This is a genomic window from Cupriavidus sp. SS-3, from assembly GCF_035818815.1.
GTDB classification, from domain to species: Bacteria; Pseudomonadota; Gammaproteobacteria; order Burkholderiales; family Burkholderiaceae; genus Cupriavidus; species Cupriavidus taiwanensis_C.
Genome location: NZ_JAYLVT010000012.1, coordinates 129,348 through 146,524, shown reverse-complemented (window position 1 = coordinate 146,524; position 17,177 = coordinate 129,348). Strand labels below are relative to the sequence as shown.

Below are 17,177 nucleotides of genomic sequence, written 5' to 3'. Positions count from 1 at the left end.
TCGACCGATGCGGCCTTTTTTTGCGCCGCGCGCCGCAAACAGCCGGGCCCGGGCTCGGCCCGGAATGCATGCGCGACGGCGAGAAATGCGGCCTATGCCGCATTCGGCACTTGCCGGCCGCGCCACAACATAAGAAGATGATGCAGTTCCCAACCGGGGAGGACGGCCCGCATGCCGCGCTCCCGAACCACAGTCCCGTGACAGCCTCAGCGACAGGGCCGGCGGCGCAGCGCCAGGCGCCGGATCGGCGCGAAGCCGAACGATCCGATGCCGACCGCCCGGAATCCGATCGACCCAACCTCTTTTTCGTCGGCCTGATGGGCGCCGGCAAGACCACCGTGGGCCGCACGGTGGCGCGGCGCCTGCACTATCCGTTCTTCGATTCCGACCACGAACTGGAGGCGCACTGCGGCGTGCGCATCCCGGTGATCTTCGAACTCGAGGGCGAGGCCGGCTTCCGCGACCGCGAGGCCGCGATGATCCGCGAACTGGCGCAGCGCCAGGGCATCGTGCTGGCCACCGGCGGTGGCGCGGTGCTGCGCGCCGAGAACCGCGAGGTGCTGAAGTCCCGCGGCACGGTCGTATACCTGCGCGCCAGCCCGCACGACCTGTGGCTGCGTACCCGGCACGACCGCAACCGCCCGCTGCTGCAGACCGAAGATCCCAAGGGCAAGCTCGAGGCGCTGTACGCCGAGCGCGATCCGCTGTACCGCGAAGTCGCCGACTTCATCATCGAAACTGGCAAGCCCTCGGTGGCGCAGCTTGCTAATATGGTGTTGATGCAACTTGAAATGGCCGGTTTCCGGATCGATCCCCCGCAGCCGGCGTCCCCGCCCGCGGGCGATGTCGAGCCGCCGGCGCAGGACCCCAATCCATGATTACCCTTGAAGTCGACCTGGGCGAGCGCAGCTACCCCATCCATATCGGCACCGGCCTGCTCGACAACGCCGAGCTGCTGCGCCCGCACGTGCGCGGCCAGCACGCCGTCATCGTCACCAATGAAACCGTCGGCCCGCTCTATGCGGCGCGCGTCGAGGCAACCCTGGCCGCGCTGGGCAAGACCGTGCGCACCGTCACGCTGCCCGACGGCGAGGCCTTCAAGCACTGGGAAACGCTGAACCGCATCTTCGATGCCTTGCTGCAGGCAAGCGCAGACCGCAAGACCACGCTGGTGGCGCTGGGCGGCGGCGTGGTGGGCGACATGACCGGGTTTGCCGCCGCCTGCTACATGCGCGGCGTGCCGTTCATCCAGATGCCGACCACGCTGCTGGCGCAGGTGGATTCGTCGGTGGGCGGCAAGACCGGCATCAACCACCCGCTGGGCAAAAACATGATCGGCGCGTTCCACCAGCCCAACGCGGTGATCGCCGACATTGACACGCTGCGCACGCTGCCGCCGCGCGAACTGGCCGCGGGCATGGCCGAAGTCATCAAGCACGGTGCCATTGCCGATGCCGATTACTTCGGCTGGATCGAGCGCAACATCCAGGCGCTGAATGCCTGCGACCCGGAGCTGATGGCGGTTGCCGTGCAGCGCTCGTGCGAGATCAAGGCGGGCGTGGTGGCGCAGGACGAGCGCGAGGGCGGACTGCGTGCCATCCTCAATTTCGGCCATACCTTCGGCCACGCGATCGAGGCCGGCATGGGCTACGGCGCCTGGCTGCACGGGGAAGCCGTGGGCTGTGGCATGGTGATGGCCGCCGACCTGTCGCACCGGCTGGGCTTTATCGATATCGAGACGCTGGCGCGCGTGCGCACGCTGACGCAGGCGGCGATGCTGCCGGTGGTGGCGCCGGAACTGGGCGCCGACCGCTATATCGAACTGATGAAGGTCGACAAGAAGGCCGAGGCCGGCAGCATCAAGTTCATTTTGCTGAAGAAGCTCGGCGAGGCGTTCATTACCAGCGTGCCGGACGCGGATCTGCGCGCGACGCTGGCCCACGCCGTCCTGAAACCTCCCACCGAGGCACCGGTCGCCTGACCGATCGGTTATGCCTCGCCACCCCGACCCAGCCACCGGACGCGCTGCATGACCGACTTTGAAAGCCACCTCGCCCCGTACGCCGCCCGCTCCGCGCAGACGCGCGGGCGCGTGCACGCCGAACCCGCGTCGCTGTCGCGCAGTGAATTCCAGCGCGACCGCGACCGCGTGATCCACAGCACGGCGTTCCGGCGGCTCGAGTACAAGACCCAGGTCTTCGTCAACCACGAGGGCGACCTGTTCCGCACCAGGCTCACCCACAGCCTGGAAGTGGCGCAGATCGCCCGCTCGATCGCGCGCAACCTGCGCCTGAACGAGGACCTGGTCGAGGCGATCTCGCTGGCGCACGACCTGGGGCACACCCCGTTTGGCCACGCCGGGCAGGATGCGCTGAACCAGTGCATGAAGAACCACGGCGGCTTCGAGCACAACCTGCAGAGCCTGCTGGTGGTGGACGAGCTGGAAGAGCGCTACGGCGGCTTCAACGGCCTGAACCTGACCTTCGAGACGCGCGAGGGCATCCTCAAGCATTGCTCGCGCGTCAATGCGTCGGCGCTGGGCGAGCTGGGCCGGCGCTTCCTGGAAGGCACGCAACCGTCGCTGGAGGCCCAGCTGGCCAACCTTGCCGACGAGATCGCCTACAACAACCACGATATCGACGACGGCCTGCGCTCCGGGCTGCTGACGCTGGAGCAGCTCGACGAGGTGCCGATGTGGGGCCGCCACCGGGCCGAGGTGGCCGAGGCCTTCCCCGGCATCAATGGCCGGCGCGCCATCAACGAGACGGTCCGGCGCATGATCAACACGCTGATCGTCGACCTGATCGAAACCACCAGCCGCAATATCGCCGACACCAACCCGCGCAATATCGACGCGGTGCGGGCCGCCGGGCCGCTGGTCGGCTTCAGTGCGCAGATCCACGAGGAAGCCGCGGCGCTCAAGCGCTTCCTGTTCCGGCACCTGTACCGGCATTACCTGGTGATGCGGATGTCGGCCAAGGCGCAGCGCATCGTCGGCGACCTGTTCCAGGCCTTCATGTCCGATCCGCGCCTGCTGCCGCCCCAGTACCAGGCCAGCCATGGCGGCGACCAGTCGCGGCTGATTGCCCATTACATTGCCGGCATGACCGACCGCTACGCCATCCGCGAACATCGCCGCATCTTCGCGGTCAGCGAGGGCACTGCGCCCTGAAAATTAGGGACGGATCAGGCTATGATGCGGGCATCGCAGCCCGCACGACCCTGTCATGGCCCGTCTTCCCCGATTTTCCCCCACCGGATTGCCCGCATTGGTGTTGCAGCGCGGCAACAACCGCCAGCCCGTCTTTCTGGGCGCCAACGACTACGTGCATTACCTCGACTGCCTGCGCATGGCCGCGCGCGAGCACGACCTCGCTATCCACGCCTATGCGCTGCGGCCCAATCACGTACACCTGGTGGCAACGCCGAAAAGTGAGGACGCGCTTAGCCTGACCATGCAGGCGGTCGGACGCCGCTACGCGCGCTACTTCAACCGCGTCGCGGGCCGCACCGGCACCTTGTGGGAGGGTCGCTTCCGTTCCGCCGTGTTCGATCCGGCCCAGTGGCTGCTGCCGGCCATGCTCTATGTCGAGGGCAACGCGGTGCGCGCGGGGGAGGTCAACAGTCCAGACGCCGACCGCTGGAGCAGCTACCGCCACCACGCCGGCATCGAGGCCAGTCCCTTTGTCAGCGACCACGCCGCCTACTGGGAGCTGGGCAATACCCCGTTCGAACGGCAATCGAACTACCGGACGCTCAGCGCCGAAGGCCTGTCCGGCAAGACCCTGGAGACGTTGCGCGCCCATGCGCATAGCGGCTGGCCGCTCGGCGGCGACGCATTCTTGGCGCAGCTGGAGAGACATGGTCCACGACGGGTCCAGCCTTTGCCGAAAGGTCGCCCCAAAAAGGTGCATCCGGCGCCTGGAAATGCGGCAAAAACGCCATAAAGCTTATGTGTCCCCATTTAATTGATTCACCGAAACGGTGCGTTATTTAATGTAATCCGACCCCATTTAATTTTTTTGCGAGGCGCAGGCGATTCCCATATAGTTGCTCCACCCACAGTCATTGTGCGGCGCGTCACGCTCGTGTACGCCGCTGCGGCCCGCTGACAGCTTCGTCCCCATTTCCCTTCCCGCCGGTCCACCGGTCTGGGTGGATTTCAGAAAGCGCGCGGTCCCCGTTCCGGTAGTCCAGCAGTTCGCGCAGCCTTCACCGGAATTCAGCCCGTGGACCAAATGAAGAACCTTTCGGCCCAAGCGCAGACCAGCGAGTCAATCAGCGAGTCTTCCTCCGCCCTCGACCTGCGTCCGCAGGCGCAAGGCATGTACGACCCGAGCAACGAGCATGACGCCTGCGGCGTCGGCATGGTCGCGCATATCAAGGGCAAGAAGTCGCACGAGATCATTTCCCAGGGCCTGAAGATCCTGGAGAACCTGGACCACCGCGGCGCGGTCGGGGCCGACCCGCTGATGGGCGACGGCGCCGGCATCCTGATCCAGATCCCGGACCAGTTCTACCGTGAAGAAATGGCGGCGCAGGGCGTCAGCCTGCCGCCCGCGGGCGAATATGGCGTGGGCATGATCTTCCTGCCGAAGGAACACGCCTCGCGCCTGGCCTGCGAGCAGGAGCTGGAGCGCACGGTCCGCCTGGAAGGCCAGGTCGTGCTGGGCTGGCGCGACGTGCCGGTCGACGCCGCCATGCCGATGTCCCCGACGGTGCGCAAGACCGAGCCGGTGATCCGCCAGATCTTCATCGGTCGCGGCCGCGACATCATGACCACCGACGCGCTGGAACGTAAGCTCTACGTCATCCGCAAGACCGCCAGCCACGCCATCCAGGCGCTCAAGCTCAAGCACGGCAAGGAATACTTCGTGCCGTCGATGTCGGCCCGTACCGTCGTGTACAAGGGCCTGCTGCTGGCCAACCAGGTCGGCGAGTACTACCTGGACCTGCAGGACCAGCGCGCCGTGTCGGCCCTGGCCCTGGTGCACCAGCGCTTCTCGACCAACACCTTCCCGGCCTGGGAACTGGCCCACCCGTACCGCATGGTCGCCCACAACGGCGAAATCAACACGGTCAAGGGCAACGTCAACTGGATCAACGCGCGTACCGGCGCGATCTCGTCGCCGGTGCTGGGCGACGACCTGCCCAAGCTGTGGCCGCTGATCTACCCGGGCCAGTCCGATACGGCATCGTTCGACAACTGCCTCGAACTGCTGACGATGGCCGGCTACCCGCTGGTCCACGCGATGATGATGATGATCCCGGAAGCGTGGGAGCAGCACACGCTGATGGACGACAACCGTCGCGCCTTCTACGAATACCACGCCGCGATGATGGAGCCGTGGGACGGCCCGGCTGCGATCTGCTTCACCGATGGCCGCCAGATCGGCGCCACGCTGGACCGCAACGGCCTGCGCCCGGCACGCTTCTACGTGACCGAGGACGACGTCGTGGTGCTGGCTTCGGAAGCCGGCGTGCTGCCGTTCCCCGAGTCGCGCATCGTTGAGAAGTGGCGCCTGCAGCCGGGCAAGATGTTCCTGATCGACATGGAGCAGGGTCGCATCATCGACGACAAGGAACTGAAGGACAACCTGGCCAACGCCAAGCCGTACAAGAGCTGGATCGACGCTGTCCGCATCAAGCTCGACGAGATCGACGCCAAGCCGGAAGACGTCGCCGCCGAGAAGAAGCCGGTGGCCAAGCTGCTGGACCGCCAGCAGGCCTTCGGCTACACCCAGGAAGACGTCAAGTTCCTGATGGCGCCGATGGCGCTGGCCGGCGAGGAAGCCACCGGCTCGATGGGCAACGACTCGCCGCTGGCGATCCTGTCGTCCAAGAACAAGACGCTGTACCACTACTTCAAGCAGCTGTTCGCCCAGGTCACCAACCCGCCGATCGACCCGATCCGCGAGAACATGGTGATGTCGCTGGTGTCGTTCATCGGCCCGAAGCCGAACCTGCTCGAGCTGAACAACATCAACCCGCCGATGCGTCTTGAAGTGTCCCAGCCGGTGCTGGACTTCAAGGACATCGCCAAGATCCGCAACATCGAGCACTACACCGGCGGCAAGTTCCGTTCGTACGAACTGAACATCTGCTACCCGACCGCGTGGGGCAAGGAAGGCATCGAAGCGCGCCTGGCCTCGCTGTGCGCCGAAGCCGTGGATGCGGTGCGTTCGGGCTACAACATCCTGATCGTGACCGACCGCCCGGTGGATGCCGACCATGTCGCCATCCCGGCGCTGCTGGCCACCTCCGCGATCCACCACCACCTGGTGGAGAAGGGCCTGCGCACCTCCACCGGCCTGGTGGTCGAGACCGGCACCGCGCGTGAAGTGCACCACTTCGCGCTGCTGGCCGGCTACGGCGCCGAAGCCGTGCACCCGTACCTGGCGATGGAAACCCTGGCCGACATGGCCAGCGGCCTGTCGGGCGACCTGTCGCCGGAAAAGGCGGTCAAGAACTTCGTCAAGGCGGTCGGCAAGGGCCTGTTCAAGGTGATGTCCAAGATGGGCATCTCGACCTACATGTCGTACACCGGCGCGCAGATCTTCGAAGCCATCGGCCTGTCGCGCGAGCTGGTGCAGAAGTACTTCCACGGCACGCCGTCGAACGTCGAGGGCATCGGCATCTTCGAGGTCGCCGAGGAAGCGCTGCGCCTGCACAAGGACGCCTTCGGCAACAACCCGGTGCTCGAGAACATGCTGGACGCCGGCGGCGAGTACGCCTTCCGCATCCGCGGCGAAGAGCACATGTGGACTCCGGACTCGATCGCCAAGCTGCAGCACTCGGTGCGCGCCGACGACGGCAAGGGCGCCTACCAGACGTACAAGGAATACGCCAACATCATCAACGACCAGAGCAAGCGCCACATGACGCTGCGCGGCCTGTTCGAGTTCAAGGTCGATCCGGCCAAGGCGATTCCGCTGGAAGAAGTCGAGCCCGCCAAGGAAATCGTCAAGCGCTTCGCCACCGGCGCGATGTCGCTCGGCTCGATCTCGACCGAGGCCCACACCACGCTGGCGCTGGCGATGAACCGCATCGGCGGCAAGTCCAACACCGGCGAAGGCGGCGAGGACGAGAAGCGCTACCGCAACGAACTGCGCGGCATCCCCATCAAGCAGGGCGATACGCTCAAGGGCGTGCTCGGCGACGGCGTGATCGAGAAGGACCTGGAGCTGCAGGCCGGCGACTCGCTGCGCTCGAAGATCAAGCAGGTGGCGTCGGGCCGTTTCGGCGTGACCGCCGAATACCTGGCCTCGGCCGACCAGATCCAGATCAAGATGGCGCAGGGCGCCAAGCCGGGCGAAGGCGGCCAGCTGCCGGGCCACAAGGTCTCGGACTACATCGGCAAGCTGCGTTACTCGGTGCCGGGCGTGGGCCTGATCTCGCCGCCTCCGCACCACGACATCTACTCGATCGAGGATCTGGCACAGCTGATCCACGACCTGAAGAACGTCAACCCGTCGTCGGATATCTCGGTCAAGCTGGTGTCCGAAGTGGGCGTCGGCACGGTGGCCGCGGGCGTGTCCAAGGCCAAGGCCGACCACGTCGTGATCGCCGGCCATGACGGCGGCACCGGTGCCTCGCCGTGGTCGTCGATCAAGCACGCCGGCACGCCGTGGGAGCTGGGCCTGGCCGAAACGCAGCAGACGCTGCTGCTCAACGGCCTGCGCAACCGCATCCGCGTGCAGGCCGACGGCCAGATGAAGACCGGCCGCGACGTCGTCATCGGCGCGCTGCTGGGCGCCGACGAATTCGGCTTCGCCACGGCACCGCTGGTTGCCGAGGGCTGCATCATGATGCGCAAGTGCCACCTGAACACCTGCCCGGTGGGCGTGGCCACGCAGGATCCGCAGCTGCGCAAGAAGTTCCAGGGCAAGCCGGAACACGTGGTCAACTTCTTCTTCTTCGTTGCGGAAGAGGCCCGCGAGATCATGGCCCAGCTGGGCATCCGCACCTTCGACGAGCTGATCGGCCGCGCCGACCTGCTCGACACCAAGGCTGGCATCGAGCACTGGAAGGCGCGCGGCCTGGACTTCAGCCGCATCTTCCACCAGGTGCAGCTGGGCGCGGACGTGCCGCTGTACCACACCGACGTGCAGGACCACGGCCTGTCGGCCGAGGCCGGCAAGGCGCTGGACCACGTGCTGATCGCCAAGGCTCGTCCGGCGATCGAGAAGGGCGAACGCGTGTCGTTCATCCAGCCGGTCAAGAACGTCAACCGTACGGTGGGCGCGATGCTGTCCGGCGTGGTCGCCAAGCAGTACGGCCATGAGGGCCTGCCTGACGACACCATCCACATCCAGCTGCAAGGCACCGCCGGCCAGTCGTTCGGCGCGTTCCTGGCGCACGGCATCACGCTGGACCTGGTGGGCGACGGCAACGACTACGTTGGCAAGGGCCTGTCGGGCGGACGCGTGATCGTGCGCGCCCCGCACGAGTTCCGCGGCGATCCGACCCGCAACATCATCGTCGGCAATACCGTGCTGTACGGTGCCATCGCCGGTGAAGCGTTCTTCAACGGCGTCGCCGGCGAGCGCTTCGCGGTGCGCAACTCGGGCGCCGTGGCAGTGGTGGAAGGCACCGGCGACCACGGTTGCGAGTACATGACCGGCGGCACGGTGGTGGTGCTGGGCGGCACCGGCCGCAACTTCGCGGCCGGCATGTCGGGCGGTGTGGCCTATATCTACGACGAGGACGGCCTGTTCGACAAGCGCTGCAACACCTCGATGGTGGCGCTGGAAGCGGTGCTGGCCTCGGCCGACCAGGAGAAGGGCCAGCCCCAGGCTTCGTGGCACAAGGTCGACGGCAAGCGCGTGCTCGATGAAACCATCCTGCGCAGCCTGATCGAGCAGCACTTCCGCTACACCGGTTCCGAGCGCGCCAAGGCGCTGCTGGCGGACTGGACCACGGCACGCCGCAAGTTCGTCAAGGTCTTCCCGACCGAGTACAAGCGCGCGCTGGGCGAGATGTACGCCAAGGAACAGGCCGCCCGTGACAGCGACCGCGAAGCCATCGCGGCCTGAGCGAGACGAGCGCAGCAAACCAACGTAGCGAAGGGCCGCGGCAAGCCGCCGCGGTCCCGACAAGATACTGACCCCACCGCAGGGCCGGCGACGCCGCCGGTCCCGCGCAGCATGACCAAGGACGCAACATGGGTAAGGCGACTGGCTTTCTCGAATTTCCGCGCCAGAATGAAGGCTACGAACCGGTAGTCAAGCGCGTGAAGCACTACAAGGAATTCGTGTTCGCGCTGTCCGACAGCGAAGCGAAGCTCCAGGGTGCGCGCTGCATGGACTGCGGCATCCCGTTCTGCAACAACGGCTGCCCGGTCAACAACATCATCCCTGACTTCAACGACCTGGTGTACCGCCAGGACTGGAAGTCGGCGATCGAGGTGCTGCACCAGACCAACAACTTCCCTGAATTTACCGGCCGCATCTGCCCGGCCCCGTGCGAGGCCGCCTGCACGCTGGGCATCAACGAGCTGCCGGTGGGCATCAAGTCGCTCGAGCACGCCATCATCGACAAGGCCTGGGAAGAAGGCTGGGTCAGGCCGCAACTGCCGCGCCACAAGACCGGCAAGACCGTCGCCGTGGTCGGCTCCGGCCCCGCCGGCATGGCTGCCGCGCAGCAGCTGGCACGCGCCGGCCATGACGTGACCGTGTTCGAGAAGAACGACCGCATCGGCGGCCTGCTGCGCTACGGCATCCCCGACTTCAAGATGGAGAAGTCGCTGATCGACCGCCGCATCGAACAGATGCAGGCCGAAGGCGTGACCTTCCGCCCCGGCGTGATGGTGACCGACGGCGAACTGCCGGCCGGCATCAAGAACTATGCGCGCGAAACCATCTCGGCCCAGGCCCTGATGGAACAGTTCGACGCCGTGGTGCTGGCGGGCGGCTCCGAAGTGCCGCGCGACCTGCCGGTGCCGGGCCGTGACCTGGCCGGCATCCACTTCGCGCTGGAATTCCTGATTCCGCAGAACAAGGAAGTGGCCGGCGACGGCGCCAACGAGATCCGCGCCGAAGGCAAGAACGTGATCGTAATCGGCGGCGGCGATACCGGCTCTGACTGCGTCGGCACGTCCAACCGCCACGGCGCCACCTCGGTGACCCAGTTCGAGCTGCTGCCGCAGCCGCCGGAAGAAGAAAACAAGCCGCTGGTGTGGCCGTACTGGCCGATCAAGCTGCGCACCTCGTCGTCGCACGACGAAGGCTGCGAGCGCGACTGGTCGGTTGCCACCAAGGAATTCATCGGCGAGAACGGCAAGGTCACCGCGCTGAAGGCCTGCCGCGTCGAATGGAAGGACGGCCGCATGCAGGAAGTCGAAGGCAGCGAGTTCATCCTGCCGGCCGACCTGGTGCTGCTGGCGATGGGCTTCACCAACCCGGTGGGCTCGATGCTGGAAGCGTTTGGCGTCGACACCGATGCGCGCAAGAACGCCAAGGCCTCGACCGAAGGCGAGCGCGCCTACCACACCAACGTGCCCAAGGTGTTCGCCGCCGGCGATGTGCGCCGCGGCCAGTCGCTGGTGGTGTGGGCGATCCGCGAAGGCCGCCAGGCCGCGCGCTCGGTCGATGCGTTCCTGATGGGGCATAGCGACCTGCCGCGCTGATCCGGCGTCAGCGCCGCAACAAAAAGCCCGCCTGGCGCAAGCCGGCGGGCTTTTTGTTGTCTGCGCGATGGCGGCGTCAGCCGGCCAGCGTCCGCTCCATCAGTACCGCGCTGGCACCGTATGCCGCCAGTTTGCCGGCATGCCGCGCGGCTAGTTGCGCCGGCACCGGGGCGTAGCCGAGCCTGCGCCACCACTGCGCCGCGGACTGCACCGCGATCAGCCGCGAGCGCCGCAGCCCGGCGGCGTGCGCGGCCGCCTGCGCCGCTGCGTACAGGCGCGGCGCCAGCCCGGCACCGCGGCCGGCCGGGGCCACGGCCATGTCGTGCACGAACCAGGTCAGGGTGTCCGGGGCGGCATGCAGGCGCCAGCCATCGTCGAGCACGCCGTCCAGCGGCGGCAGGCTGTCTTCGGGCCAGGCGTGGGTAAACAGGTAGGCGGCGAGGGTGCCGTGCTGCGCGGCATCGTGCGCGACCCAGCAGGTGGCCGGCGACAGCGCCAGCCGGCTGGCCAGCGCTGACTCGCCTTCGAGCAGTACCTCGGTATAGCAGCTGGCCTGCACCGCCAGCACGGCCGGCAGGTCGGCCAAGACCATGCGCCGCACGGTGAAATTCGTCATCGGCGGATTATAGCGGCGCGCTTTGCGTGGCCAGGCGCGAGGGCGCATTTGGCAAGGCGCAGCAAGGCCTTCAGGGTTCTCCCGGCTATGGTTTACGTGCCTGTGGCGGCCCCGACATTGTCCTTACAATTTTCAAAAACAACTAACGGAAACTGCCTCGCCTATCCATTTTCCCCAGAACCTGTTTGCCGCCTCCTCAGGAGACGGGCCGGAGGAAAACGATGTCCGAAGTGCGCAATCTGTCGCGACTTTGGCGAGGTAAAGCGAAGTTCGCGCCGCGCCTGCCCGCGGCCACCGCCGCCCGGCGCTGGCTGCCGCGCGTGCTGTGCCTGGTCGCCATGGGCTGTGCCACGCTGGCGTTCGCCGTGCCAGCCAGGCCCGCGCATGCCGGCACCCAGCCGCTTGCGCGCAGCATGTCCTTCCCTGATCGCCCGATGCGTCTGATCGTGCCGTTCCCTGCCGGCGGCGTCGCCGACGCCGTGGCGCGGATGCTGGCCGAGCGCCTGTCGGCGAGGCTCGGCGTGCCGGTCGAGGTCGACAACCGTCCCGGCAGCGCCGGGACCATTGCCGGCGATGTCGTCGCCAAGGCCAGCTCCGATGGCCATACGCTGCTGTTCCACCAGGCCAACATGCTGATCCAGCCGGGGCTGGAGCCGGTGCCCTACGACGTCGTGCGCGATTTCACGCCGGTGGCGCGCGTCGCCACCACGCCGCTGTTCCTGGTGATCGACGCCCGGCTGCCGATGCGCACCCCGGAACAATGGATGACCGCGGTGAAGTCGAGTCCCGGTTCCTACAGCTACGGCTACGGCCAGCCCGGCAGCCCTTCCCACCTGTACGCCGAGTACGCGGTGCGCGGCCTGCGCGGCGGCGTGCCGCTGGTCACGGCCAAGGGCGAGGCCGCGGTGGTGCAGGAGATGCTGGCCGGCCGCATCAGCGCCTGCTTCTGTTCGTTCGCGGCAGTCCAGAGCCAGGTCAAGAGCGGCGGGCTGCGGCTGGTCGGCGTGACCGGCGTGGCGCGTTCCCCGCTGGCGCCGCTGGTGCCGACGCTGCAGGAATCCGGGCAGGACGGCTACGCCGCGGCGGCCTGGTTCGGCGTGATGGCGCCGGCCAAGACGCCGCGCGCCATCGTGGCGCGGCTGGCCGGTGAGCTGGACGGCGTGATGGCCGAACGCGAGGTGCGCTCGCGCCTGCAGGCCGCCGGCCTGACGCCGCTGCGCGACTCGCCGGAGGCGTTTGCCACCGCGATCCGCTCGGAATCGATCCAGTGGCAGGTCATCCTCAGGGACGTGCCGATCGCGCAGGAGCCTTGAGCGGCACCGCGGCGCGGTGGGACAGTGGCCGGTTTCCAGGGGAAATCGGCCAGTTGCCGCCCGGCAGGAGAATTCTGAGGCACCACAGCCGCGCTTCATGTGGCGCGAGACACACGGGTACCAGCAGGGCTAGGTAGTACACCTTATAATGCGCCCCTGTCCCGACCGGTGCCAACGTGACCGATTCTGCTCAAAACCTTGTCGAACTGACTGCGGTGGATTTCGCCTACGCGGACCACGGCAAGCCGATCCTGTCCGGCCTGACCATGCAATTCCCGCGCGGCAAGGTGATCGCGGTGATGGGCGGATCGGGCTGCGGCAAGACCACGGTGCTGCGGCTGATCGGCGGCCAGGTGCGGCCGCAGGCGGGCGCGGTGCGCTTTGCCGGCACCGACATTCACCAGCTTGATACCGCCGGCCTGTACGCCGTGCGCCGCCAGATGGGGATGCTGTTCCAGTTCGGCGCGCTGTTTACCGACCTGTCGGTGTTCGACAACGTCGCCTTCCCGCTGCGCGAGCACACCGACCTGCCCGAGTCGATGATCCGCGACCTGGTGCTGATGAAGCTCAACGCGGTCGGCCTGCGCGGCGCGCGCGACCTGATGCCGTCGCAGATCTCCGGCGGCATGGCGCGGCGCGTGGCGCTGGCGCGAGCGATCGCGCTGGATCCGGCGCTGCTGATGTATGACGAGCCCTTCGCCGGCCTGGATCCGATCTCGCTGGGACTGACCGCGCGGCTGATCCGCAGCCTCAACGACGCGCTCGGCGCCACCACCATCATCGTCTCGCACGACGTGCACGAGACCTTCCAGATCGCCGACTACGTCTATTTCATTGCCGACGGGCGCATCGCCGCCGAAGGCACGCCCGAGGTCCTGCGCGCCTCCACCGATCCGTTCGTGCACCAGTTCGTCCACGCCGAGGCCGACGGCCCGGTGCCGTTCCACTATGCCGGACCATCGCTGGCCGAGGATTTCGCCGGAGGGGCGCGATGACCGGCTTCCTGACGGGCTTCTTCAGCACCATCGGCGCGGCCGTGCGCCGCAGCATTTCCGGGCTGGGCCATGCCACGCGCATGTTCCTGGCCGTGCTGGCAATGTCGCCGGCGCTGCTGCGCCGCTTCCGGCTGGTGACTGACCAGGTCTTTTTTGTCGGCAACCTGTCGCTGGTGATCATCGCGGTGTCGGGCCTGTTCGTCGGCTTCGTGCTCGGGCTGCAGGGCTACTACACGCTCAACCGCTACGGCTCCGAGCAGGCGCTGGGGCTGCTGGTGGCGCTGTCGCTGGTGCGGGAACTGGGCCCGGTGGTGACGGCGTTGCTGTTCGCCGGCCGCGCCGGCACCTCGCTGACTGCCGAAATTGGGCTGATGAAGGCGGGCGAGCAGCTCACGGCGATGGAAATGATGGCGGTGAACCCGCTGCAGCGGGTGGTCGCGCCGCGCTTCTGGGCGGGCGTGATCGCCATGCCGGTGCTGGCCGCGATCTTCAGCGCGGTGGGCATCCTGGGCGGTTACGTAGTCGGGGTGCAACTGATCGGCGTCGACGCAGGTGCCTTCTGGTCGCAGATGCAGGGCGGCGTGGACGTGCGCGCCGACGTGCTCAACGGCGTGATCAAGAGCTTTATCTTTGGCATCGCGGTGACGTTCATTGCGCTGTACCAGGGGTTCGAGGCCAAGCCCACGCCGGAAGGCGTCTCGCGCGCGACCACCCGCACCGTGGTGATCGCGTCGCTCGCGGTGCTGGGACTGGATTTCCTGCTGACGGCGCTGATGTTCAGCAATTGAGGCGGATGGCCGCCGCAACGATGCGGCCGCTACGATAACAAGGCGGCAGCGACAGACACTACGGGGTTGAAGAAAGAGATTCCAATGAAAAAGAACACACTCGATTTCTGGGTGGGACTGTTTGTGGCGGCAGGGTTCGTCGCCTTGCTCTTCCTGGCCCTCAAGGCAGGAAACATGAGCGCCTTCAGCTTCCAGGACACCTATAGCGTGCAGGCCCGCTTCGACAATATCGGCGGGCTCAAGCCGCGCGCGCCGGTCAAGAGCGCGGGCGTGGTGGTCGGCCGGGTCGCGGCGATCCGATTCGACGACAAGACCTACCAGGCTACCGTCGAGATGAGCCTGGAGACGCGCTACCAGTTCCCGAAGGACACCTCGGCCAAGATCCTGACCTCGGGCCTGCTGGGCGAGCAGTACATCGGCCTCGAAGCCGGCGGCGACACCGCCATGCTGGCCAACGGCGCGCGCATCACCATGACGCAGTCCGCGGTGGTGCTCGAAAACCTGATCGGGCAGTTCCTGTACAACAAGGCCGCCGATGCGGGCGGCGGCTCGTCCCCCGGCGCCAGCGCGCCGGCCCCGGCTGGAGACCTCAAGTGAACGCCCCCCGCCACATCCGCAACCTCATGGCTACGGCCGCGACCGCCGCGGCGCTTGCCGGTTGCGCCACTGGCCCCACCGCCAACCCGAAAGACCCGCTCGAGCCGTTCAACCGCGAGGTCTCGAAGATCAACGAGGACTTCGACAAGGGCATCATGCGCCCGGTGGCCGAACTCTATGCCGACTACACGCCGACGCCGGTGCAGCGCGCGGTGGAGAACTTCTTCTCCAATGTCAGCGACGTCTATTCGGCGGTGAACAACCTGCTGCAGGGCAAGCCGACGCGCGCGGCCGAAGACACCATGCGCGTGGCGATGAACACCGTGCTGGGCATCGGCGGCCTGATCGACATCGCCACCCCGGCCGGCCTGCCCAAGTACAAGGAAGACTTTGGCCAGACGCTGGGCGTGTGGGGCGTGCCGGCCGGCCCGTACCTGGTGCTGCCGCTGTTCGGCCCGAGCACCTTCCGCGACACCGCCGGCATGCTGGTCGACCGCCAGGCCGATCCGTCGGCGTACTTCTATCCGGTTTCGCTGCGCAATTCGCTGGTCGGGGTGCGCATCGTCGCCGGCCGGGCCCAGCTGCTGGGTGCCAGCAACCTGCTGGAGCAGGCGGCGCTGGACAAGTACTCGTTCCTGCGTGACTCCTACCTGCAGCGGCGCCAGTACCTGATCTACGACGGCAATCCACCGGGTGGCGACGACGAGGCCGAGGCCGACGACGCGGCGCCGGCGCCCGCCGCGGCCGACGCCGCACCGGCTCCGGCACCGGCTCCGGCGGCGGATGGCGCTTCGGCCCCGGCCGCGGAGCCGCCCAAGCCCGGCGCCGCCGGCGAGACCCAGCCGGAAGGCCAGAGCATGCCGTTGCCGCCGGTGCTGCCGGGTATGCCGGGAGTGCGCTTCCGCTGAAGCGGCGAAGGCGACACTGGCGCTGTGAATGCGCTGTGACCGCTGAAACAAATTGTTTGTAGGTGGCGTCTGGTGCGCTTTTGATGGCAACGCGCGTGACGCCGCTATGTTCCAATCTGCAAGGACCCGTGGCCTTCCGGCCGCGTATCGACGCGCAGGCGCGGGTCACGACCTCTTTGATAAAGAAGGAAATCTCACATGCTCAAGCGACTGTTGCTCCCCCTCCTGACGGCGGTTGCCTTCGCGGGGACCGCGCAGGCCCAGGTATCGGCCCAGGAAACGGCCACCCCGGACGGGCTGGTCAAGGCCGTGGTCAATGACGTGATGTCGACCGTGAAGGCCGACAAGGACATGCAGGCCGGCAATATCGGCAAGATCACCGCGCTGGTCGAACAGAAGATCATTCCCAACGCCAACTTCCAGAAGACCACGCAGATCGCCATGGGCCGCAACTGGTCCAAGGCCACGCCGGAGCAGCAGAAGCAGATCACCGAGGAATTCAAGACCCTGCTGATCCGCACCTACGCCGGAGCCATCGCGCAGATCCGCGACCAGACCGTGCAATACCGTCCGTACCGGGGCACCGCCGACGATACCGATGCCACCATCCGCACCCAGGTCATCAACAAGGGCGAGCCGATCCAGATGGATTACCGCCTGGAAAAGACCGCGCAAGGCTGGAAGGTCTATGACATCAACGTGCTGGGCGCATGGCTGACCGAAGCCTACAAGGGCAGCTTCAACACCATCGTCGGCCAGCAGGGCGTCGAGGGCGTGATCAAGACGCTGCAGGACCGCAACCGCCAGCTCGCCAACGCCAAGAGCTGACGGGGCATGCCCGCGGTGCGCCGCTGCAATGCAGCACGGCGCGCCGAAGTTGCACTACAATGGCCGTTCGCGACACAGGCTCCCGCTCCGCGCGGGAGCCTTCGTTTTCAGATCCCTTTCTTCTTTCCGCATCCAGGCCACTGACGCCATGCTTTCGCCGGGTAACTCGCTGACCAACCAGAATGCCGCCGCGGTGCTGCGCGACGGGCTGGCACGCGTGGCGCAGGGCGACGTCGAAGTGGACTGCGCCGGCCTGGCGCGGGTGGACTCCTCGGCCGTCGCCGTGCTGCTGGCATGGCATCGGGCCGCGGTGGCGCGCGGCCAGGCGCTGGTGCTGCGCGGCGTGCCGGCGCAGCTGGCGCAACTGGCCAGCCTGTACGGCGTCGACGGCCTGCTCGGCCTGGCGAGCGCGGCAGCGCCCGCCGCCATCCCACCGGCACTCCATCACCGACATTGATCCGGCATCGCCGGTCGCCATCCAGGCGGCCGCACGCGATGCCGCGGC

14 protein-coding genes are annotated in these 17,177 nt (G+C 67.2%); 13 read left to right on the top strand and 1 reads right to left on the bottom strand.

The genetic code is table 11. The features are described 5' to 3' along the window. Nucleotides 1–197: 197 nt before the first annotated feature. From U9J39_RS19435 to U9J39_RS19410, 6 genes are all read left to right on the top strand, one after another. Entirely contained in the window at nt 198–878 is a 681-nt protein-coding gene (locus U9J39_RS19435) for a shikimate kinase (RefSeq protein ID WP_373429525.1), read from the top strand. Further along, the gene (aroB, locus tag U9J39_RS19430; protein WP_326347801.1) at nt 875–1,981 is read left to right on the top strand and encodes a 3-dehydroquinate synthase; all 1,107 of its coding nucleotides are present in this window, start codon (nt 875–877) and stop codon (nt 1,979–1,981) included. Before U9J39_RS19435 ends, aroB begins: the two co-directional genes overlap by 4 nt. A 48-nt stretch (nt 1,982–2,029) precedes the next feature. Further along, the gene (locus U9J39_RS19425) at nt 2,030–3,172 is read left to right on the top strand and encodes a deoxyguanosinetriphosphate triphosphohydrolase (protein ID WP_092317552.1); all 1,143 of its coding nucleotides are present in this window, start codon (nt 2,030–2,032) and stop codon (nt 3,170–3,172) included. Nucleotides 3,173–3,227: 55 nt separating this feature from the next. After that, nucleotides 3,228–3,947: a transposase gene (locus tag U9J39_RS19420; protein WP_326347800.1), complete on the top strand. Its 720-nt coding sequence runs from the start codon at nt 3,228–3,230 to the stop codon at nt 3,945–3,947. Between the two features lie 291 nt (nt 3,948–4,238). Then, complete coding sequence (locus U9J39_RS19415) at nt 4,239–9,035, top strand: glutamate synthase-related protein (protein ID WP_442784909.1); 4,797 nt, start codon at nt 4,239–4,241, stop codon at nt 9,033–9,035. A 128-nt stretch (nt 9,036–9,163) separates the two neighbouring features. Continuing rightward, nucleotides 9,164–10,627, top strand: coding sequence for a glutamate synthase subunit beta (locus U9J39_RS19410; protein ID WP_115711104.1), 1,464 nt, complete (start codon nt 9,164–9,166; stop codon nt 10,625–10,627). A gap of 76 nt (nt 10,628–10,703) precedes the next feature. Here the strand turns inward: U9J39_RS19410 and U9J39_RS19405 are convergent, their stop codons facing one another. Next, nucleotides 10,704–11,243 (bottom strand): GNAT family N-acetyltransferase, encoded by a 540-nt coding sequence (locus tag U9J39_RS19405; protein ID WP_115711103.1) that lies wholly within the window; start codon nt 11,241–11,243, stop codon nt 10,704–10,706. A 221-nt stretch (nt 11,244–11,464) separates the two neighbouring features. Between U9J39_RS19405 and U9J39_RS19400 the strand changes: the two genes are divergently transcribed. The 7 genes from U9J39_RS19400 to U9J39_RS19370 all read left to right on the top strand — a co-directional run bounded on the left by U9J39_RS19400 (nt 11,465) and on the right by U9J39_RS19370 (nt 17,129). Further along, nucleotides 11,465–12,556, top strand: a complete 1,092-nt coding sequence (locus U9J39_RS19400; RefSeq protein ID WP_115711101.1) for a tripartite tricarboxylate transporter substrate binding protein — start codon at nt 11,465–11,467, stop codon at nt 12,554–12,556. Between the two features lie 176 nt (nt 12,557–12,732). Continuing rightward, entirely contained in the window at nt 12,733–13,551 is an 819-nt protein-coding gene (locus U9J39_RS19395) for an ABC transporter ATP-binding protein (RefSeq protein ID WP_326347799.1), read from the top strand. Between the two features lie 8 nt (nt 13,552–13,559). Further along, nucleotides 13,560–14,339: a lipid asymmetry maintenance ABC transporter permease subunit MlaE gene (gene mlaE, locus U9J39_RS19390; protein ID WP_326347832.1), complete on the top strand. Its 780-nt coding sequence runs from the start codon at nt 13,560–13,562 to the stop codon at nt 14,337–14,339. Nucleotides 14,340–14,423: 84 nt separating this feature from the next. Further along, a complete protein-coding gene (gene mlaD / locus U9J39_RS19385; protein ID WP_092317537.1) occupies nt 14,424–14,936 on the top strand; it encodes an outer membrane lipid asymmetry maintenance protein MlaD in 513 nt (170 codons plus the stop codon). Continuing rightward, entirely contained in the window at nt 14,933–15,844 is a 912-nt protein-coding gene (locus U9J39_RS19380) for an MlaA family lipoprotein (RefSeq protein WP_442784908.1), read from the top strand. Before mlaD ends, U9J39_RS19380 begins: the two co-directional genes overlap by 4 nt. 198 nt (nt 15,845–16,042) lie before the next feature. Further along, on the top strand, nt 16,043–16,672 hold the full coding sequence (locus U9J39_RS19375) for an MlaC/ttg2D family ABC transporter substrate-binding protein (protein WP_115711097.1): 630 nt from the start codon (nt 16,043–16,045) through the stop codon (nt 16,670–16,672). A 148-nt stretch (nt 16,673–16,820) separates the two neighbouring features. Further along, nucleotides 16,821–17,129 (top strand): STAS domain-containing protein, encoded by a 309-nt coding sequence (locus U9J39_RS19370; RefSeq protein WP_326347797.1) that lies wholly within the window; start codon nt 16,821–16,823, stop codon nt 17,127–17,129. Nucleotides 17,130–17,177 lie beyond the last annotated feature (48 nt).